The sequence below is a fragment of the Pseudomonas frigoris genome, from assembly GCF_047758635.1.
In the GTDB taxonomy this organism is placed as follows: Bacteria; Pseudomonadota; Gammaproteobacteria; order Pseudomonadales; family Pseudomonadaceae; genus Aquipseudomonas; species Aquipseudomonas frigoris.
In genome coordinates, this window is the sequence record NZ_CP180479.1 from 244,188 (window position 1) to 263,191 (window position 19,004).

The 19,004-nt window shown below is 58.5% G+C and carries 16 protein-coding genes; 5 read left to right on the forward strand and 11 right to left on the reverse strand.

Annotated elements, in window-relative coordinates:
• Window positions 1–65 precede the first annotated feature (65 nt).
• From gltP to ACMXYH_RS01145, 3 genes are all read right to left on the reverse strand, one after another.
• Window positions 66–1,397, reverse strand: a complete 1,332-nt coding sequence (gltP, locus tag ACMXYH_RS01135) for a glutamate/aspartate:proton symporter GltP (protein ID WP_282479366.1) — start codon at window positions 1,395–1,397, stop codon at window positions 66–68.
• Between the two features lie 779 nt (window positions 1,398–2,176).
• On the reverse strand, window positions 2,177–2,341 hold the full coding sequence (locus ACMXYH_RS01140; RefSeq protein ID WP_003177151.1) for a DUF1328 domain-containing protein: 165 nt from the start codon (window positions 2,339–2,341) through the stop codon (window positions 2,177–2,179).
• Between the two features lie 81 nt (window positions 2,342–2,422).
• Window positions 2,423–2,710: a hypothetical protein gene (locus tag ACMXYH_RS01145; RefSeq protein WP_415766045.1), complete on the reverse strand. Its 288-nt coding sequence runs from the start codon at window positions 2,708–2,710 to the stop codon at window positions 2,423–2,425.
• Window positions 2,711–3,144: 434 nt separating this feature from the next.
• Here ACMXYH_RS01145 and algB point away from each other — a divergent pair, with 434 nt between their 5' ends.
• A complete protein-coding gene (gene algB, locus ACMXYH_RS01150) occupies window positions 3,145–4,491 on the forward strand; it encodes a sigma-54-dependent response regulator transcription factor AlgB (protein WP_123367426.1) in 1,347 nt (448 codons plus the stop codon).
• Between the two features lie 10 nt (window positions 4,492–4,501).
• A complete protein-coding gene (locus ACMXYH_RS01155; protein WP_415766046.1) occupies window positions 4,502–6,292 on the forward strand; it encodes a KinB sensor domain-containing domain in 1,791 nt (596 codons plus the stop codon).
• A 12-nt stretch (window positions 6,293–6,304) separates the two neighbouring features.
• Here ACMXYH_RS01155 and ACMXYH_RS01160 read toward each other — a convergent pair whose 3' ends face one another.
• The 7 genes from ACMXYH_RS01160 to ACMXYH_RS01190 form a co-directional block, all read right to left on the reverse strand.
• Window positions 6,305–7,918 carry an EAL domain-containing protein gene (locus tag ACMXYH_RS01160; RefSeq protein WP_415766047.1) on the reverse strand — a complete coding sequence of 538 codons (1,614 nt, stop codon included), beginning with the start codon at window positions 7,916–7,918 and terminating at the stop codon, window positions 6,305–6,307.
• 76 nt (window positions 7,919–7,994) lie between these two features.
• Complete coding sequence (locus tag ACMXYH_RS01165; protein WP_415766048.1) at window positions 7,995–8,774, reverse strand: N-acetylmuramoyl-L-alanine amidase; 780 nt, start codon at window positions 8,772–8,774, stop codon at window positions 7,995–7,997.
• A 103-nt stretch (window positions 8,775–8,877) separates the two neighbouring features.
• Entirely contained in the window at window positions 8,878–10,956 is a 2,079-nt protein-coding gene (locus tag ACMXYH_RS01170; RefSeq protein ID WP_415766049.1) for a GGDEF domain-containing protein, read from the reverse strand.
• Window positions 10,953–11,831 (reverse strand): endonuclease/exonuclease/phosphatase family protein, encoded by an 879-nt coding sequence (locus tag ACMXYH_RS01175; protein ID WP_033059783.1) that lies wholly within the window; start codon window positions 11,829–11,831, stop codon window positions 10,953–10,955. Before ACMXYH_RS01175 ends, ACMXYH_RS01170 begins: the two co-directional genes overlap by 4 nt.
• Before the next feature lie 14 nt (window positions 11,832–11,845).
• Window positions 11,846–12,487, reverse strand: a complete 642-nt coding sequence (locus tag ACMXYH_RS01180) for a thiol:disulfide interchange protein DsbA/DsbL (protein WP_415766050.1) — start codon at window positions 12,485–12,487, stop codon at window positions 11,846–11,848.
• Between the two features lie 200 nt (window positions 12,488–12,687).
• Window positions 12,688–13,299 carry a c-type cytochrome gene (locus ACMXYH_RS01185; RefSeq protein ID WP_129439670.1) on the reverse strand — a complete coding sequence of 204 codons (612 nt, stop codon included), beginning with the start codon at window positions 13,297–13,299 and terminating at the stop codon, window positions 12,688–12,690.
• Between the two features lie 46 nt (window positions 13,300–13,345).
• On the reverse strand, window positions 13,346–13,636 hold the full coding sequence (locus ACMXYH_RS01190; protein WP_415766051.1) for a c-type cytochrome: 291 nt from the start codon (window positions 13,634–13,636) through the stop codon (window positions 13,346–13,348).
• Between the two features lie 191 nt (window positions 13,637–13,827).
• Here ACMXYH_RS01190 and yihA point away from each other — a divergent pair, with 191 nt between their 5' ends.
• Window positions 13,828–14,469 carry a ribosome biogenesis GTP-binding protein YihA/YsxC gene (gene yihA / locus ACMXYH_RS01195; RefSeq protein WP_415766052.1) on the forward strand — a complete coding sequence of 214 codons (642 nt, stop codon included), beginning with the start codon at window positions 13,828–13,830 and terminating at the stop codon, window positions 14,467–14,469.
• Window positions 14,470–14,769: 300 nt separating this feature from the next.
• Here the strand turns inward: yihA and polA are convergent, their stop codons facing one another.
• Window positions 14,770–17,541, reverse strand: coding sequence for a DNA polymerase I (gene polA / locus ACMXYH_RS01200; protein WP_415766053.1), 2,772 nt, complete (start codon window positions 17,539–17,541; stop codon window positions 14,770–14,772).
• Window positions 17,542–17,615: 74 nt separating this feature from the next.
• Here polA and ACMXYH_RS01205 point away from each other — a divergent pair, with 74 nt between their 5' ends.
• Together ACMXYH_RS01205 and ACMXYH_RS01210 are read left to right on the forward strand one after the other, a co-directional pair.
• Window positions 17,616–17,906 (forward strand): DUF2782 domain-containing protein, encoded by a 291-nt coding sequence (locus tag ACMXYH_RS01205; protein ID WP_008156001.1) that lies wholly within the window; start codon window positions 17,616–17,618, stop codon window positions 17,904–17,906.
• A gap of 58 nt (window positions 17,907–17,964) precedes the next feature.
• On the forward strand, window positions 17,965–18,915 hold the full coding sequence (locus tag ACMXYH_RS01210; protein WP_129439662.1) for a homoserine kinase: 951 nt from the start codon (window positions 17,965–17,967) through the stop codon (window positions 18,913–18,915).
• The last annotated feature ends 89 nt before the right edge of the window (window positions 18,916–19,004 follow it).

The following is a 19,004-nucleotide window of genomic DNA, read 5'->3' on the forward strand; positions in this document are numbered from 1 at the left end:
AGTCGACCTATTTGCTGAATGACACACCGCTTTCGCGAGCAAGCCCGCTCCCACAAGGGACCTGCTTAATTGCTGGAAATCTCGCCAGCCGGCAATTTTTCCTTGCTGCGCCAGTGCGGCAGGGAGTTCCAGTAGCGCTGGCCCTTGGCGTCGTCGTACATACCTTCCCAGCGGGAGATGACCAGCACGGCCAAGGCATTGCCGATCACGTTCAGTGCGGTACGGGCCATGTCCATGATGCGGTCGACACCGGCGATGAACGCCAGGCCTTCGAGTGGAATACCCACGCTGCCCAAGGTGGCCAACAGCACCACGAAGGATACGCCCGGTACACCGGCGATGCCTTTGGAGGTGACCATCAGGGTCAGCACCAGCAGCAATTGCTGGCTGATCGACAGGTCAATGCCGTAGAGCTGGGCAATGAAAATTGCCGCGATGCTCTGGTACAGGGTCGAACCGTCGAGGTTGAACGAGTAGCCGGTCGGGACCACGAAGCTGCAAATGGCTTTCGGTGCGCCGTAGGCTTCCATCTTCTCGATCACGCGCGGCAGCACGGTTTCGGAGGAGGCGGTGGAGTAGGCCAGGACCAGCTCATCCTTGAAGATGCGCATCAGCTTGATCACCGAGAAGCCGAACAAGCGAGCGATCAGGCCCAATACCACGAAGGCGAAGAAGGCGATGGCGACGTAAACCAGGATCACCAGTTTGGCCAGCGGCAGCAGGGACGCGAAGCCGAAGTTGGCCACGGTCACCGCGATCAATGCGAAAACGCCGATCGGGGCGTAGTTCATGATCATGTGAGTGACTTTGAACATGCTTTCCGACACGCCCTGGAACATCTTCACCAGCGGCTCGCGCAGGTCCGATTGCAGGCTCGACAGACCGAGACCGAACAATACGGAGAAGAAGATGATCGGCAGCATCTCGCCGCGGGCCATGGCCGCGAAGATATTCGACGGGATCAGGTTGAGGATGGTCTGGATGAACGCATGTTCATGCTGAACCTCAGCGGCGGTGGCCTGGTACTTGGAAATATCCACGGTACCCAGGGTGCTCATGTCGATGCCGGTGCCCGGATGGAACACGTTGGCCAACACCAGACCGACCACGATGGCGATGGTGGTAACGATCTCGAAATAAAGGATGGTCTTGAGGCCGATACGCCCGAGCTTCTTCGCGTCGCCGACACCTGCAATACCGACAATCAAGGAGGAGATCACGATCGGGATCACAATCATCTTGATCAGACGGATAAAGATATCGCCTGCCGGTTGCAGGACGTTGCTGACCCACCAGGCCTTTTCGGCACTGAAATGGTTGAGCAGCGCACCGATTGCAATCCCCAATACCAGACCGATGAGGATCTGCCAGGCGAGGCTAAGCTTTGCCTTCTTCATATCTTTACCCTTACTTGCGTTTGACTCAGACAGATGCAAGAACTGGAACGCTTGTGGCGAAAAAGTCTTGTGCATCGGCCCCCGTATAAGGTGCCCCGGAGCGCTTGTTATCGGCTCTCTGGCAGGCGAAAAAAGGCGCAACTATTCAGATGCAAGGAAGCAACGTCTAATGCCGTAAACGCCTACCCTATGCCGAATCGGCATGAGCTTTTTTATCTGAAACTCGCGTCCCAACCGGTTCGAATACGACATTTCGGCAGGCATAAGTGCCGTGAACCGGCCATCGCAGAGGAGGTTGGTTGTTTTTTGAGCAAAGGAATGTGGGCTAAAACTTGGGAAAAAGCCTACGTTTAAGCGCGAAGATTCTCGGTCTTTGAGTCGCAGTTTTCTCGATATACGGTCACCAAGAAACACCGCGAAATGGTTTTGCGAGGAATTAGCGGAGGAGGCGAGCAGAACGCTCTAATACAAGACTTTGCGCTGAGGAAGCTCTTCGCAAGTCCGTCGATCCATGAGTGACCGGCGAACTTGCGTCGCAGCTTCTGCCTGACCCGGCCCTTGCGCAGGCACTCCCTGTACCCGTAGGTCACTCCGCCCCTGAAACAGGCAGAACGTCCCGGCCCCTTGATCATGCGTCTACCTTCCTCGGGTAGCGCAGTGGAAAGAAGCCATGTTGCTTCTTTCATGTTACGAATTCAGTACCAGTGTGGATCTTTCTTCCATGGCACTGCCGCCCAGAAGCAGGGCGGCTGCCAGTGTCTTTAACAAAACGCTCATATTCACCCTCGACCGCGACGGCCAAAGAAGAAGGAAGCAATGAACATCACCAGGAACACGACAAAGAGAATCTTGGCGATACCCGTGGCGGTGCCCGCGATACCACCGAAGCCCAGTACCGCAGCGATGATGGCAATGATCAAGAATGTGATTGCCCAGCTCAACATGGTGATTCTCCTTACGCTTCTATTTAGAGATGTTGCTTGTGGTGCTTTTCCCGGCGCATCGAAAGCGCCAAGTTCATGTGTTTAGAACACCCAACGTTCCTGGCGAGGCATCTCATCTGCAGGCTGAGCCTGGTCGACGTCCATCATTCGCATTGGGGGGCTGTCAGCCTGGTTACTGCTGGCCGCACTGAAATGGGTTTGAGTCGGGTGCTGAATCGACAAGCGTGGCGCTTCTTGCTGCTGGCTCTGCTCCCAACGCTGAAACTGCTGGCCGCCGATCAAGGTGATTAATAGCGCCAGAACAGCAAACAGACCTTGCTGGAGATGCAGTGGCGAGATACGCAACTGGGCGGCACGTTGACGACTCATCCTGAAGCTCCTCCCACACGGTGGTGATCTTGGTTGGGGCGGCGTCTAAATGCCCTGGTTACTCAGACCATTGCAGCCTGCATGCCAGCTTTTCATGATAATAAAAATCAATAAAATCAATTAGTTACGAATGATGTCGAATTCGGATCGGACGCATCCTGCACGATGGTCCTTTTGAAGTCGTGCGTAATGCACGATGGACTCGTAGGAACTTTCAATATTTTTGAATTGCGAGGAGGGCGTGGATGTCACAAGGGGACACCAGCAATCGCCTGCGAACCGGCTATCTGATAAAAAAACAACAAAATCAGGCGATTAGCCGTAGGGTGAGGAGAGAGCTACGCTGCTGTGGCTGGAATCGACCAGAATCAACCATGCAACTTGCCCGATTTTTCCGGGACTAACCAAGATCATTCATTAAGGAGCGTAGGAAAATGGAATCAGCCACTGAGCATCAAGGCCGCATTCTGCTGGTGGACGATGAGTCCGCCATCCTGCGTACTTTCCGTTATTGCCTCGAAGATGAAGGCTACAGCGTCGCTACCGCCAACAGCGCCGCTCAGGCTGATGCATTGCTTCAGCGCCAAGTCTTCGACCTGTGCTTCCTCGACCTGCGTCTGGGTGAAGACAATGGCCTCGATGTGCTGGCCCAAATGCGCATTCAGGCGCCGTGGATGAGGGTGGTGATCGTCACCGCTCATTCGGCCGTGGACACTGCCGTGGATGCCATTCAGGCCGGGGCCGCCGACTATCTGGTCAAGCCTTGCAGCCCCGACCAATTGCGCCTGGCCACCGCCAAGCAGCTGGAAGTGCGGCAACTGTCGGCACGTCTGGAAGCCCTTGAAGGCGAAGTGCGCAAACCCAAGGATGGACTCGACTCTCACAGCCCGGCGATGAAAGTCGTGCTCGAAACCGCCCGCCAGGTGGCCAGCACCGATGCCAATATTTTGATTCTCGGCGAGTCCGGCACCGGTAAAGGCGAACTGTCCCAGGCCATTCACGGCTGGAGCAAGCGCGCGAAGAAATCCTGCATCACGATCAACTGCCCGTCCCTGACCGCCGAACTCATGGAAAGCGAGCTCTTCGGCCACAGCCGTGGCGCGTTCACCGGGGCCAGCGAAAGTACTCTCGGTCGTGTCAATCAGGCCGACGGTGGGACGCTGTTTCTGGACGAGATCGGCGATTTTCCGTTGGTTTTGCAACCTAAACTGCTGCGTTTCATCCAGGATAAAGAATACGAACGGGTGGGCGACCCGGTCACCCGCCGCGCCGATGTGCGCATCCTCGCGGCCACTAACCAGAACCTCGAAGACATGGTGCGCGACGGCCGTTTCCGTGAAGATTTGCTCTACCGCCTGAACGTGATCACCCTGCATCTGCCACCACTGCGCGAACGCAGGGAAGATATTCTGACCCTGGCCGATCGCTTTCTGGCCCGTTTCGTCAAGGAATACGCGCGTCCGGCTCGGGGCTTCAGTGACGAAGCCCGTGAAGCACTGCTCGGCTACCGCTGGCCGGGGAATATTCGCGAACTGCGCAACGTTGTGGAGCGGGCAAGCATCATTTGTCCACAGGAACGGGTCGAGATCAGTCACTTGGGCATGGCTGAAACCCCGGTCAACAACGCACCTCGCATCGGCGCTGCGCTGAGTCTGGATGAATTGGAAAAAGCCCACATCGGAGCGGTCCTCGCCACTGCAGATACGCTGGACCAGGCCGCCAAGACCCTGGGTATCGATGCCTCGACGTTGTACCGAAAACGCAAGCAGTACAACTTGTGAGCTGTCTGCGATGAAACTGGCGATGAAGTTGCGCACGCGGCTGTTTCTGAGTATTTCCGCACTGATCACCGTGGCGCTGCTGGGGCTGTTGCTCGGGCTGGTCAGCGTGATGCAGATGGCGAGTTCCCAGGAAGCGCTGATTCGCAATAATTTCGTCACGCTCGACCTGGGACTGAAATTGCGTCAGACCTTGGGCGATCAGCTGATGATCATGCTCAGCGAGAAGCCGGATCCTCCAGCGTTTGAGGCGTCCAAGCAGCACTATTTTCAGTTGCTTGATGACGGCATTGTCCATGCCCAGGCTGGCGATGAGCGCCAGCACGGTTTCGAACAGGCCAAGACTGACTACCTGAGCTTTCTACAGGCGTACGACCTGTCACGTGACTCGACACAGGTGTTGAGTGGCAACAAAGAACTCACCGAAAAATTCAATGCGCTGCGCAATGGTTTGATCGTCGAGCAACAGCGTGCGCTGGATAACATCAATGCCACCGAACGGCAGACTCGGGAGAGGGCGCTGCTGGTTGCCGGTCTGCTCGGGCTGGTGGGGCTGGCGGTGCTGATCATCGGCTTCGTCACCGCCCACGCTATCGCTCGACGTTTTGGTGAACCGATCGAGGCCCTGGCCCAGGCGGCGGACAACATCGGCCAAGGCAATTTCGAAGTGACGCTACCGATTTCCTCGGCCATGGAAATGAACCAGCTGACCAAGCGCTTCGGGATCATGGCCGAGGCCCTGCGCGAGCATCAGGCCACCAATGTCGATGAACTGCTCGCAGGCCAGCAGCGTTTGCAGGCCGTGCTCGACAGTATCGACGATGGGCTGTTGATGATTGACCGCGATGGTCGTTTGGAACACCTCAACCCAGTAGCGCAGCGTCAGTTGGGTTGGGACAGTGATCGTCTCGGTCAAGGTCTGGGTACGGCGCTTGAGCGTCCCGAGCTCGATGATCAGCTGCAACTGGTGCTGCGCGGCGGCACCCTGGAGCGGGCGCCTGAGGACCTGAGTATTGAGGTCGACGGTGAGTCTCGGTTGCTGACCTTTAGCCTGACGCCGGTCAGCCATACACAAGGTCATATTCTCGGCGCCGTGATGGTGCTGCATGACGTCACCGAACAGCGGGCGTTTGAGCGGGTGCGCAGCGAGTTCGTGCTGCGCGCCTCCCATGAATTGCGAACGCCGGTTACCGGGATGCATATGGCATTCGGCCTGTTCCGCGAGCGCGCCCACTTTGCCAAGGACTCGCGTGAAGCTGACCTGCTGGACACCGTGAATGAAGAGATGCAGCGCTTGATGCAGTTGATCAACGACCTGCTGAACTTCTCCCGCTACCAGAACGGATTGCAGAAACTCACGTTGGCGCCGTGCGCCATCGAGGATTTGCTGGAGCAGGCCCGGGCACGTTTTGCCGGCCCTGCAGAAGAGCAGGGCATCGACCTGCTGGTGGAAGTGCAAGGGCCATTACCGCGATTGCAGGCCGATCAGCCGCAGCTGGACCGGGTGCTCGATAACCTGATCGACAACGCATTGCGCCACACCACTTCCGGCGGGCAAATACGTTTGCAGGCTCGACGCCATGGGGAACGAGTGATTATCAGCGTCGAGGACAACGGCGAAGGCATTGCCTATGGTCAGCAGGGGCGGATTTTCGAACCCTTTGTACAGGTCGGTCGCAAGAAGGGCGGTGCCGGACTCGGTCTGGCACTGTGTAAGGAAATCGTGCAGTTGCACGGCGGTCGGATGGGTGTTTATTCGCGGCCAGGGCAGGGTACTCAGTTCTATATGGCGCTGTCGGTTTAAGCCGCAGCGGCTTCAGGCTTCGTCATCGAGACGTCGGGCAGCCAATCGGCGACCACGGGTAATCAGCTCGATGAACTGCACCGCACTCAACGCATGGGCGAATAGCCAACCCTGACCGAACTTCACGCCTTCACTGCTCAGGAGCGCCGCCTGGGATTCAAGTTCGATGCCTTCGGCAATCACTTTGAGTTTCAGGGCCTGGGCCATGTGAATGATGTGCGGGGCGACACCGCTACTTGCAGCGTCATGACCCAGCGCATCGATAAACGCCTTGTCGATTTTCAGGCAATCGACTGGCAGGGTTTGCAGATAGGCGAGGCTGCAATAGCCGGTGCCAAAGTCATCAATCAGCACCTGATGCCCGACGTCCCGCAAGGCTTGCAGGTTTTCCCGGGCTACCACGACATCGATCAATCCCCGTTCGGTGACTTCAAAGGCAATTTGCTTTGCCGCGACGCGGTGCAAGGTCAGCAGTCGCGCCATTACCTGACCGATACGCGGCACCATGACGTCGCAGGCCGCCAGGTTGACCGAGATGTAAAGTTGCGGATTGGCTCGCAACAATTGACCTAGCTGCTCAAGCAGGCGTTGCAGGACGAAGTCGGTCATCTGGCGGATCTGGCCGGTGTTCTCCGCCATCGGAATAAACAGGTCGGGGCTGGTCAGGGTGCCGTCCGGCCTTCGCCAGCGCAGCAAGGCTTCTGCCCCGACACAGTTACGGCTGTCGAGGTCGAAGATCGGTTGATACAGCACCTGCAATTCGCCTCGTCGTATGGCACCACTCAGTTCGGCGTCCAGCGACTGTCGCTGGCGCACCAGCAGAAGCACCAGAAAACCCACGCATAAGGCGAGTGCCAGGCTGGCCGGCAGCAACCACCACCAGACTGCGGGCACATGCATGCCGGTGCGCGGGCTGATCAGCACCAATTGGTATTCCGGATTGTTGGTGGGCATGCGGTAAATCAAGCGGGAATGTGTCACTTGTAGCGCGTCGAGGCTTTTCGGGGGCCAGGGTTCGGTTGGTGGCCAAGTCTGCGAGACACCCAGTACCGGAATCGCGCGCGTACCATGGTCGAGCACCACCAGCAGGCTGCTTCCCGGTGGCAAGTCGACCATGTCGGTCAAATGCCCGCGAGACGTCGCGACACGAAAATTGCCGCGCCCGAGCATCAGCGCGGCGCGGTTTTCATCGGGTTCGGTGGTGGTGTTCAGCCAGTAGCTGTAGGTCGGCCCCTTGATGTCTGGCGGCCTTATCATCGACAGCCCTTCCTGGCGGGGGCGGTTGGAACAGATCCGCGAGGCGTCCATATAAGCGGCTTCGTAAACGAAGCGATAATTGAAGCTGACCTGTTGCAAGGTCGCGATCATTTCGTCATCGCAGCCGCGTAACGGCTGGGCTTCCAGGTCGTCGAGGCTTTCACGCAACTGCCCGAAAAGTTGCTCCAGACGAGCAAGGAAGCGCTCGCCCTGGGCGTTCATTTCTTCGCTTTCGCTCTGCTCGACTTGATGCATGGCCACGAACAGACTGCCGGCCATCAGAAGTGTCGCGCTCAAGGCAGCAGCCAGTATCGCCAAAAACCAAGGGCGAAAGAACCAACTACGTAGTTTCTCTCGAGCAGCAGGCATAGGGAATATCCGAAGAATTACCAATGAGTTATAGCTGCTGATTGGAAAAAAAGCCCTGACCGTCGGGCGGGCGTCATTATTTTGTCTGGTTCAAGACTTGTAGAAGCGCCGCGGTTTGCGCATCCGGGGTGCCGTCGAAACGTGACGGTCGGAAATGCATCTGGAAGGCCGCAATCACATGACGTGTCGCAACATCCAGTTCGCCGGTTTGCGGCGTGGGATAACCCGCGCGGGCCAGCTGTGCCTGAAACCAGCTGATGGTTGGCAGTTGTACTTCGAACTGTGCTTGTTGACGCGTTACGGCCTGCTCGTTCGGCCAGATTCCCAGGCCTTCGGCAGCCAGACGCTTCCAGGGGAACAGCGGCCCCGGATCAAGCTTGCGCAGCGGGGCGATGTCGCTGTGGCCGATGATGCTGCGGGGATTGATGGCGTAACGCTTGCTGATGTCCTTGAGCAGGACGATCAGGGACTGGACCTGGTCTTCGCTGTAGGGGTACCAAAGGCGCCCGGTAGGGGTGTCTTTAAAACCCGGATTGACGATTTCGATACCGATGGAGCTGGAGTTCAACCAGGTCCGGCCCTGCCATTCGCTTTCCCCGGCGTGCCAGGCTCGGAGGTTTTCATCCATCAGCTTGTAGATGGTGGCGCCCTTGTCGTCGCCAATCAGATAGTGGCTGCTGACGTCGCCGTGGGTCAGCAGTTGCAGCGAGCGTTCCAGTGAAGCGTTGGTGTAGTGCACCACCACGAACTGAATGCGGCTGTCGTAATTGGCTGAAGGGTGACGGGTGTCGAACCGGGGGCCGCTGGCACAACCGGCCAACAGAGTCAGCGACACGATGAGAGCTAAGTATTTCATGGCAGAAGGCAATACACGCAAGACAGTAATGCAACAGTGTAACGTACTGTCTTGCGCGCAGAAGGCCGACGCGAAGTTTTAAACAAAATGGAACAATTGACCGTCAGCCCAGTGCCACTTGGTTACGGCCGGCATGTTTCGCGCGATATAGAGCCTGATCGGCTCTTTTAAGGACCAGATCGCTATGTTCGCCGGGTTTGAATGCAGTCAGGCCCATGGAAATGGTGATGGTTACTGGCTCGCCCTTGAAGTGGAAAGGGCAGGCTTCGATCGAGGCGCGCAGCTTTTCCAGCAGTTTCGCACCAGCAGCTGGCACTGTGTCTGGCATCAACAGGACAAACTCCTCACCGCCGAACCGGGCGATGAAATCCGTCCCACGCAGGCGCTTGCGTAGCACGCTGGCAATGATTTTCAGTACTTTGTCGCCCGCCAGGTGGCCATAGTTATCGTTAATGCGTTTGAAATGGTCGAGGTCGAGCATTGCCAGCAACAGGGTGTTGTCGTGTTGCTGCCATTGGTTGATTTCGTGATCCAGCCGTTCGCTCCAGGCGGCCCGGTTAGGCAGGCCGGTCAGCGGGTCGATCAACGCCTTCTGACGCTGCTCTTCAAGATGCTCGCGGTAGCCCAGGGCTTCCTGCTCCATGTGCGCAACGCGTTCGGCCAGACCATGGAGGCGGGCTGCGACTTCCTGCTCGCGCTCGTCACGCTGTTTCTGGTGCTGGTCCATGGTGCCGAGCAGGCCTTCCAGATGGTTTTCCAGGACGTGCTTGAGATCGTCCAGGTCGGCGGCTTCCTGCATGCTGCTCTGTAAGCCGTCGACCTGCTCGCGGATCTGCGTGTCCATCTCACGTGCGGCGGAACGGTTGTCGGCATGGCCTTCGCTGGCGGCTTGCAAGTTGCTTTGGAATGACTCGAGGCGTTCGTTTAGCTGTTGCAAGTAGGCTTCGAATTCATGCTGGCCACTGTCGGTGATTGCCAGCATCAAGGTTGCCAGATCGTCGAGGATTGGCAGCAGTTCGTACCAATTCAAACCGTTTTGCAGGCGATCACGCATCGCTTCGGCTTGCGGACGATGACGCTCGGGCAGCGTCAGGTCGTCGAGCAGGCCCAGTAGCGTGTCTTCGATATGCTTGGCCACCGAGCTGTAGGACGGCTCGGGTGAGTCCGGCAGGGCGTAGAGAACATCCGGCTCGGATTGTTCAGTGTCTACGGCTGCCAACACTTCGGCCAGGGCCGGGGGCAACGGCAGGCTGTCGAGATAGACCACCGGGGTCAGTTCGTCGGGATTGATAGCCGGTTGAGCCTGAATTTCTGGCTCGATGATTGATGGAGCGGGTTCTTCTGGATGTTCTATGTCCGGTTGCGGTTGCGTCTCTGGAGTCTGGGCGCGTGCTCGCTCCGGCTCAAGCACCGGCGGGACAAACGCTACAACTGTAGGAGAAGGCGCTGCTGCGGGTGGAGCCTCGATCGTCGTTGGCTCGGATGCAGTAGCGGGCGCGGCAACTTGTGCGACCGCCACTTGCGGCTTATCGATCTCTGGAGCGAGATCGACGGTTACCTGTGGTGTCTCGGCATGAGGCACAGCAACCGCTTCGGCTGGCTGCGGGGCGGTTGTCGGGAAGGTGCCGGAGGCAATCTGTGATGCCGCTTCATCCGCTTCACGGCTACCAAACAGTCGCTGCAGCAAACCAGGGCGACCGGGTTCTGCCGGGTTTTCAAGCTGATTCAGGGCTTTGCCTTGCAGGCCGCTCAGTTCGCTGAGCAGCAACGGAATTTCGCGCGCCTGCCCGACTCTTGCCTCCAGATGCTTGGCGAAGTTTTTCAGCGGCCGGCTTACTTCGCGGGGCAGCGGTAATGTTTGCAGCTGCGAGACCAGCGCGGTCAATGCAGCGCTGGTCTGATTAACCCGGGTTTCCCGGCGTTGTTCGGAGTCGAGCACGGCTTTTTCCAGCCGCGGAAGCAGGGCGGCCAGGCCGGCGTCCATGTCGTCGGTGCGCACGACTTCACGCATTTCCTTCATGCATTGGTCAACGACGCGGTCGGTGCCCTCGGCTGCCAGCGTGCTGCGCACCAGGCCACGACGCAGCAGATCGAGCCGGGCGTCCCATCGACGTTCGAGCTTTTCCTGTTGTTCGATGCTCTTGAGGTATTTCTCTTTCCAGCGCTGTGCTTCGTCGCTCATTCATGGGATCCGCGAGGGGCAGGACTCAACGCGGGCAATGCATCGGCCGTGAGCGAACCCGGCAGACGAATCTCTACCGCGACCGGCAGGTGATCGGAAATGGGTTGTGCCAGCACCTCGACCTTTTCAAGGGTCAGGGTGGGGCTCAGCAGAATATGGTCCAGACAGCGCTGCGGGCGCCAGCTAGGGAACGTCGCTTCCAGTTGCGGCGCGAGCAGGCCGAGGTCACGCAACGGGGAGTTTTGCAGCAAGTCACTGGCATGGGTATTCATGTCGCCCATCAGCACCTGGTGTTTATAGCCGCCGATCAACTCGCGGATGTAAGCCAGTTGCATGCTGCGGGCGCGAGCGCCCAGTGCCAGGTGCATCATGACCACCACCAGCGCCTCAGGACCTTCGCCAAAGCGCACCAGAATCGCCCCGCGACCCTTGGGCCCCGGTAGCGGATGATCTTCAATCGCCCACGGACGGAGGCGGCTGAGCACACCATTGCTGTGCTGGCCGAGGCGTCCGAGATTGCGATTGAGTTGTTGATACCAGTAGGGGAATGCGCCGAGCTGGGCCAGGTGTTCGACCTGGTTGACGTAGCCTGATCGCAAGCTGCCGCCATCGGCTTCCTGCAAGGCGACCAGATCGAAGTCGCCCAGCAAATTGCCGATCTTTTGCAGATTGTCGGCACGCCCGGTGTGCGGCAACAGATGCTGCCAGCCTCGGGTCAGGTAGTGGTGATAGCGCTCGGTACTGATGCCAACCTGGATATTGAAACTGAGCAAGCGCAGACGACTGTCTGCGGGCAGGCCCGTCGACTCCAGATGATGCTCGTTGACCCGCGGATCATGCAGGCCAACGACGCGTTCAGTACCCCAGCGGCGCATGGCAGTCGCCGCGCTTAGTTGGCAGCAGCCTTGCTAGCCGCTCGCTCTTTGTCGATCAGCTTGTCGGCCAGTTGCAATGCTTGCTCGGCGCCGCCGGCAGAGCCCACGTCGAAGCGATACTTGCCGTTGACGATCATGGTCGGAACGCCGGAGATTTCGTACTTTTTGGCCAGTTCAGTGGCCTTGACGATCTGGCCCTTGATGGCGAAGGAGTCGAAGGTGGCCAGGAACTTGTCCTTGTCTACGCCCTGAGTGGCCAGGAAGTCTGCCATTTCATTCTTGTCGACCAGCTTCTTGTGTTCTTTTTGAATTGCGTTGAACACCGCAGCGTGAACCTTGTTTTCGACGCCCATGGCTTCAAGGGTCAGGAACATCTGGCCGTGTGCGTTCCACGGGCCGCCGAACATGGCCGGAATGCGGACGAAGTTCACGTCGGAAGGCAGTTTCTCAACCCATGGATTGATCACGGGTTCGAAAGCGTAGCAGTGCGGGCAGCCGTACCAGAACAGCTCCACCACTTCGATCTTGCCAGGCACCGCTACCGGGACGGGATTGCTCAATTCGACATAAGGCGCTGCGGGTGCTTCAGCCGCTTGGGCGGTCATGCCGAACAGGCTGGCAGCGACGAGTGCGGCGCTGATGATCAGATTACGCATGCTTTACTCCTGGACAATTTTGGTCGCCTCGCGCGACCTGTTTTCAGACAGGTACTGGCGGGCTTGAGTTCTGTAGTGTAACGGCAGCGGCCACAAAAAAGGGCGGCCTAAGCCACCCTTTTTATACTTGCTGCGACGGATTAATAGAGCGTTAACGTTGCAGGAGATGTAAGCCTCGCGCGACGCCCGATTCGCCGGCCTTAGTGCAGGCCTTGAATGTAGCTGGACACTGCTGCGATATCTTCGTCGCTCAGCCTTTTTGCAATGGTCTGCATGGTTTTGGTGTCGCCATCGTTGCTGCGACCCCCTTCTTCCTTGCGGAAGTCGGTCAGTTGCTTGGCTACATACTGAGCGTGCTGGCCGCCCAGGTGCGGGAAGCCGGCGGCTGCGTTGCCCGCGCCATTTGGCGAGTGGCAACCGGTGCAGGCTGGCAGGCCCTTGGCCAGATCGCCGCCGCGGAACAATGCTTCACCGCGAGAAACGACTTTCGGGTCGGCGGCGCCAACGCTGCCTTTCTGGCTGGCGAAGTAGGCGGCGATATCGGCCAGATCCTGATCGCTCAGGTTGGTCAGCAGGCCGGTCATTTCCAGTACCGTGCGTTTGCCGGACTTGATGTCGTGTAGCTGCTTGTTCAGATAACGCTCGCCCTGGCCTGCCAGTTTCGGAAAGTTAGGCGCCATACTGTTGCCATCCGGGCCATGACAGGCGCCACATACTGCGGCTTTCGCCTGACCAGCAGTCGCATCACCTGCAGCATGGGCAATGCCGGAGATCCCCACGGTCAACAGCAGACTCACGATCAATTTGTTCATCAGCTAATCCAACTACGGCTAAGGGTTAAAGAGTTATGGACCGGGATCACTCGCTCATCCACTGGATGATTGCTTGGTAATCCTCGGCACTGCAGTCCATGCACAAACCACGCGGCGGCATCGCCTTGAAACCCTGGGTCACGTGTTGCACCAGCGTCTCCATACCTTTCGCCAACCTCGGCGTCCAAGCATCCTGATCGCCCTTTTTGGGCGCTATGGGTAGTTGGCCGGAATGACAGGCACCACAAACACGGTTGTACACAGCTTCCGGATCCTGTGTAGCCTGAGCGCTGTAAAGCGGCATCAAGACACCGGCAGCTAGCAGCCATTTCGTCATAAAACGACCTTTTCAGGGTTGAGAGCGTTCTGCGTTCTAGTGCGCAATCAAGGTCAATCGCTCTCGTGAACTTCATCCTACGCTGGGACAAAGCGCACACAAAATCTGCGGCATTATATACTGGCGTCACTGAAACGGAAACGACACTGCTCGCCGCGTCCATTCCCGGCGCCGCCCACATCGGAAATCCCATGCAACTCAAGAACCCCATCCTCGGCCTGTGCCAACAGTCCACCTTCATGCTCAGCGCTGCCAAAGTCGATCAATGTCCCGACGACGAAGGCTTTGAAGTGGCCTTCGCCGGGCGTTCCAACGCCGGCAAGTCCAGTGCGCTGAACACCCTGACGCACGCCAGCCTTGCGCGGACCTCGAAAACTCCGGGTCGCACGCAGCTCTTGAACTTCTTCAAGCTAGACGATGATCGTCGTCTGGTCGACCTGCCGGGTTACGGTTACGCGAAAGTGCCTATCCCGTTGAAGCTGCACTGGCAGCGTCACCTGGAAGCCTATCTGGGTGGTCGGGAGAGTTTGAAGGGTCTGATCTTGATGATGGACATCCGTCATCCAATGACCGACTTCGACCTGCTGATGCTCGACTGGGCTGTCGCCAGCGGCATGCCGATGCACATTTTGCTGACCAAATCCGACAAGCTGACCTACGGCGCGGCGAAAAACGTCCTGCTCAAGGTTCAGGCAGACATCCGCAAGGGTTGGGGAGATGCGATCAGCATCCAGTTGTTCTCGGCGCCAAAACGCATGGGCCTGGAAGACGCCTACACTGTACTGGCGGGTTGGATGGAACTGGCGGACAAGGGCGCCGAGCTCGCGGAGTAAGCCATTTGCAAAAACCGCGGGCAAAAAAAACCCCGGACTTCTTATGGGGAGGGGGAAGTTCCGGGGTTCAAGTTCCGGACCGCTAGGGCGGGGTCCAGATATCTGCCAACACTTAACACAACATTAGGAGCATCGAAGGGCTTCACCACCCATTCAGTAACTCTGAGTGGCGATTCAGGAGATTAGTTCAGAATTTTTTAAAAAGCCTTTGGAATAGCCCAGCGCATTTTCCGAACTAAGAGCCCTTCGTCCTTTCTGCTGCGGCACTATGCCGCAGCGGAAAACGCCTTTTCACACGGCTCAGTGAGCCTCATCCCAGTTATTTCCTACGCCAACCTCGACCAACAGCGGCACATCAAGCTTCGCTGCATCGCTCATGTGCACGCGAATTTCATCACGGACCTGGTCGACCAAATCTTCACGCACCTCCAGAACCAATTCATCGTGCACCTGCAGGATGACTTTGGCGTCGAGGCCTGATGCTGTCAGCCAGCTATCCACGGCAATCATGGCTTTCTTGATGATGTCCGCCGCGGTGCCTTGCATCGGGGCGTTGATCGCCGTGCGTTCGGCACCTTTGCGCAGGGCCGGGTTTTTCGCGTTGATTTCCGGCAGGTACAAGCGACGACCGAAGATGGTCTCGACGAAACCTTGTTCGGCAGCCTGGGCACGGGTGCGCTCCATGTATTCCAGCACGCCTGGGTAACGGGCGAAGTAACGGTCGATGTAGGCCTGGGATTGCTTGCGATCAACACCAATCTGTTTGGCCAGGCCAAACGCGCTCATGCCGTAGATCAAGCCGAAGTTGATCGCCTTGGCGCTACGACGCTGATCAGTGGTGACCGCTGCCAGTTCAACGCCGAAAACTTCGGCGGCAGTGGCCTTGTGCACGTCCAGATCGTTGCGGAATGCGTGCAGCAAACCTTCGTCCTTGGCCAGGTGAGCCATGATTCGCAGTTCGATTTGCGAATAGTCCGCTGCCAGCAGCTTGTAGCCTTTTGGCGCGACGAACGCCTGACGAATCCGACGCCCTTCAGCGGTGCGGATCGGAATGTTCTGCAGGTTTGGATCGCTGGACGACAAACGCCCGGTCGCCGCTACGGCTTGGTGGTAAGAGGTGTGAATTCGCCCGGTGCGCGGGTTGATCTGCTCTGGCAGGCGATCGGTGTAGGTGCTTTTCAGCTTGCTCATCGAGCGGTACTGCATCAGCACTTTGGGCAGCGGGAAATCCTGTTCAGCCAGTTCCGCCAGCACGGCTTCGGCGGTGGACGCCTGGCCCTTGGCGGTTTTGCTGAGGATTGGCAGGCCGAGTTTTTCGTACAGGATCACGCCCAATTGCTTTGGCGAGCCGAGGTTGAATTCTTCCCCGGCAATGGCGAACGCCTCACGCTCGAGGGCGACCATTTTCTCGCCCAGTTCGACGCTCTGAATGCCCAGCAGGTTGGCATCGACCAGCGCGCCTTGGCGTTCAATCCGTGCCAGCACCGGCACCAACGGCATTTCGATTTCGCTCAGGACCTTGCTCAGGCTCGGGATGGCGTTGAGTTTTTCCAGCAGGGTTTGATGCAGGCGCAGCGTTACGTCGGCGTCTTCGGCAGCGTAAGGCCCGGCCAGTTCCAGGGATATCTGATCGAACGTCAGCTGCTTGGCGCCCTTGCCGGCGATGTCCTGAAAACTGGTAGTGGTGTGATTCAGGTACTTGAACGCCAGGCTGTCCATGTCGTGGCGGGTCGCGGTGGAGTCCAGCACGTAGGATTCGAGCATTGTGTCGAAAGCGACGCCTTGCACGGTGATGCCGCAGCTCTGATCGCCACCGATAGCGCAGTTGGCCAGGATGTTCATGTCGAACTTGGCGTGCTGGCCAACCTTGAGTTTTCTCGGGTCTTCCAGGATCGGCTTCAGCGCGCGCAGCACGGTGTCGCGATCGAGCTGATCCTGCACGCCCATGTAGGAATGGGTCAGCGGGATGTAGGCCGCTTCGTTGGCTTGTACAGCGAAAGACAGGCCCACCAGTTGTGCCTGCTGCGCATCGATGCCGGTGGTTTCGGTGTCGAAGGCAATCAACTTGGCGTCGTTGAGCTTCTTCAGCCACAGGTCGAAATCAGCCTGGGTGAGGATGGTGGTGTACTTGAGTTCGGTATCGACGGCCGCTTCTTCAGCCACCGGAGCGGCGACTTCCTGACCGGAACGCTTGGCGTCGCGCTGGTTCTCTTCGAACCAGCTCTTGAACTCCAGCAGGGTATAGAGCTCGGCGAGTTTGTCGTGATCCGGGTTGCCCATTTGCAGGTCGTCGAGGCCGATATCCAGCGGCACGTCGATCTTGATGGTTGCCAATTGATAGGAGAGAAACGCCATCTCCTTGTGCTCTTCGAGCTTGGCTGGCAGGGTTTTGGCCCCGCGAATCGGCAGGGTCGGGACGATGTCGAGCTGTGCATAGAGCTCGGTCAGGCCGCCGTTCACGCCGACCAACAGGCCGGAAGCGGTCTTCGGGCCAATGCCCGGAACGCCCGGAATGTTGTCGGAAGAATCGCCCATGAGTGCCAGGTAATCGATGATCTGCTCGGGAGCGACGCCGAATTTCTCCTTCACGCCCTCCACGTCCAGCGCGCTACCGGTCATGGTATTGACCAAGGTAATGTGGCCGTCGACCAGCTGCGCCATGTCCTTGTCGCCGGTGGAGATCACCACCGGGCGGTCGGCCGCCGCGCTGCTGCGGGCCAGGGTGCCGATCACATCATCGGCTTCGACGCCTTCGACGCACAACAGTGGAAAGCCCAGGGCGATCACGCTTTGGTGCAGCGGCTCGATCTGAACACGCATATCGTCGGGCATGCTCGGGCGGTTGGCCTTGTATTCGGCGTACATGTCATCGCGAAAAGTCCCACCCTTGGCGTCGAACACCACGGCGAACGGACTTTCGGGGTACTGCTTGCGCAGACTCTTGAGCATGTTCAGCACGCCTTTGACCGCACCGGTCGGCAAACCTTTGGAAGTGGTCAGCGGCGGCAGGGCGTGAAAGGCGCGGTACAGGTAAGAAGAACCGTCCACCAGGACGAGGGGGGCTTGGCTCATGAGCAGGATCAACCTTTTCGGCGGGTCCGGCGCTAGAATAGCGGGACCGTTGACGACAAAGGGACAAGGTTATCATGCGCACACTAAATCGCCTGTTGCTGGCTGGGTTGTTTGCATCCGTTCCGTTGGCCGTCATGGCGGCGGACGATGCACCGACACCGGAGCCAGAAGTCACGATCCGCACGGAAGGGGACAAAACCATCCAGGAGTACCGCCAAAACGGTTTCCTGTACGCGATCAAGGTCACGCCGAAGGGCGCACCGCCGTATTTTCTGGTGCGCGCTGACGGGACCGATGCAAACTACATCCGCTCGGATCAGCCGGATATGCTGATTCCGTCGTGGAAGATTTTTGAGTGGAAGTAGCTTCTTAATTTCAATCGGCGCTGGCTCAAGCAGCGGCGCCCGTACTGGCAGTTCAAACATGTCTGTGTTCACCCCGCTGGCTCGGCCCGAGCTGGAAACCTTTCTCGCCCCTTACGGGCTCGGCCGCCTGCTTGATTTCCAGGGGATTGCCGCCGGTAGCGAAAACACCAATTTCTTCATCAGCCTGGAGCAGGGCGAATTTGTCCTGACCCTGGTTGAGCGTGGTCCGGTTCAGGAAATGCCATTCTTCATCGAGTTGCTCGACGTGCTGCATGACGCCGACCTGCCAGTGCCTTATGCCTTGCGCACCACCGACGGCGTCGCCTTGCGCGAACTGGCCGGCAAACCTGCGCTGTTGCAGCCGCGTCTGGCCGGCAAGCACATCAAGGAAGCCAATGCGCAGCATTGCGCTCAGGTGGGCGAGTTGCTCGGCCATCTGCATCTGGCGACCCAGGCCAATATGATCAAGCGCAAGACCGATCGCGGCCTGGACTGGATGCTGGAAGAGGGCACGCAGTTGCTGTCGCACCTCAATGCCGAGCAAAGCGATCTGCTGCAACGGGCTCTGGACGAAATCACACAGCAGAAGACGAAAATTCTGGCGCTGCCGCGAGCCAACATCCACGCCGACCTGTTCCGCGATAACGCGATGTTTGAAGGCACTCACCTGACCGGGTTGATCGACTTCTACAACGCCTGTTCGGGGCCGATGCTCTACGACGTGGCGATCGCCTTGAACGACTGGTGTTCGGACGAAAGCGGGTTGATCGACGGGCCGCGGGCGAGGGCATTGCTTGGCGCTTATGCAGCGCTGCGACCGTTCACGGCGGCCGAGGCGGGGTTGTGGCCGACCATGCTGCGGGTAGCGTGTGTGCGGTTCTGGCTGTCGCGGTTGATCGCCGCCGAGTCGTTTGCCGGGCAGGACGTGCTGATTCACGATCCGATGGAGTTTCAGCAGCGACTGGCGCAGCGGCAGAAGGTCAGCACGCCGCTGCCGTTCGCCCTTTAAAAGCTTCGCGAGCAAGCCCGCTCCCACAGGATTTATGCGGTCCATGTGGGAGCGGGCTTGCTCGCGAATGGGGCGCCGCAATTTTCGAA

Bases quoted from the DNA above. Each gene is read 5' to 3' on its own strand.
- gltP (WP_282479366.1), bottom strand. From the start codon at position 1,397: ATGAAGAAGGCAAAGCTTAGCCTCGCCTGGCAGATCCTCATCGGTCTG.
- ACMXYH_RS01140 (WP_003177151.1), bottom strand. From the start codon at position 2,341: ATGTTGAGCTGGGCAATCACATTCTTGATCATTGCCATCATCGCTGCG.
- ACMXYH_RS01145 (WP_415766045.1), bottom strand. From the start codon at position 2,710: ATGAGTCGTCAACGTGCCGCCCAGTTGCGTATCTCGCCACTGCATCTC.
- algB (WP_123367426.1), top strand. From the start codon at position 3,145: ATGGAATCAGCCACTGAGCATCAAGGCCGCATTCTGCTGGTGGACGAT.
- ACMXYH_RS01155 (WP_415766046.1), top strand. From the start codon at position 4,502: ATGAAACTGGCGATGAAGTTGCGCACGCGGCTGTTTCTGAGTATTTCC.
- ACMXYH_RS01160 (WP_415766047.1), bottom strand. From the start codon at position 7,918: ATGCCTGCTGCTCGAGAGAAACTACGTAGTTGGTTCTTTCGCCCTTGG.
- ACMXYH_RS01165 (WP_415766048.1), bottom strand. From the start codon at position 8,774: ATGAAATACTTAGCTCTCATCGTGTCGCTGACTCTGTTGGCCGGTTGT.
- ACMXYH_RS01170 (WP_415766049.1), bottom strand. From the start codon at position 10,956: ATGAGCGACGAAGCACAGCGCTGGAAAGAGAAATACCTCAAGAGCATC.
- ACMXYH_RS01175 (WP_033059783.1), bottom strand. From the start codon at position 11,831: ATGCGCCGCTGGGGTACTGAACGCGTCGTTGGCCTGCATGATCCGCGG.
- ACMXYH_RS01180 (WP_415766050.1), bottom strand. From the start codon at position 12,487: ATGCGTAATCTGATCATCAGCGCCGCACTCGTCGCTGCCAGCCTGTTC.
- ACMXYH_RS01185 (WP_129439670.1), bottom strand. From the start codon at position 13,299: ATGAACAAATTGATCGTGAGTCTGCTGTTGACCGTGGGGATCTCCGGC.
- ACMXYH_RS01190 (WP_415766051.1), bottom strand. From the start codon at position 13,636: ATGACGAAATGGCTGCTAGCTGCCGGTGTCTTGATGCCGCTTTACAGC.
- yihA (WP_415766052.1), top strand. From the start codon at position 13,828: ATGCAACTCAAGAACCCCATCCTCGGCCTGTGCCAACAGTCCACCTTC.
- polA (WP_415766053.1), bottom strand. From the start codon at position 17,541: ATGAGCCAAGCCCCCCTCGTCCTGGTGGACGGTTCTTCTTACCTGTAC.
- ACMXYH_RS01205 (WP_008156001.1), top strand. From the start codon at position 17,616: ATGCGCACACTAAATCGCCTGTTGCTGGCTGGGTTGTTTGCATCCGTT.
- ACMXYH_RS01210 (WP_129439662.1), top strand. From the start codon at position 17,965: ATGTCTGTGTTCACCCCGCTGGCTCGGCCCGAGCTGGAAACCTTTCTC.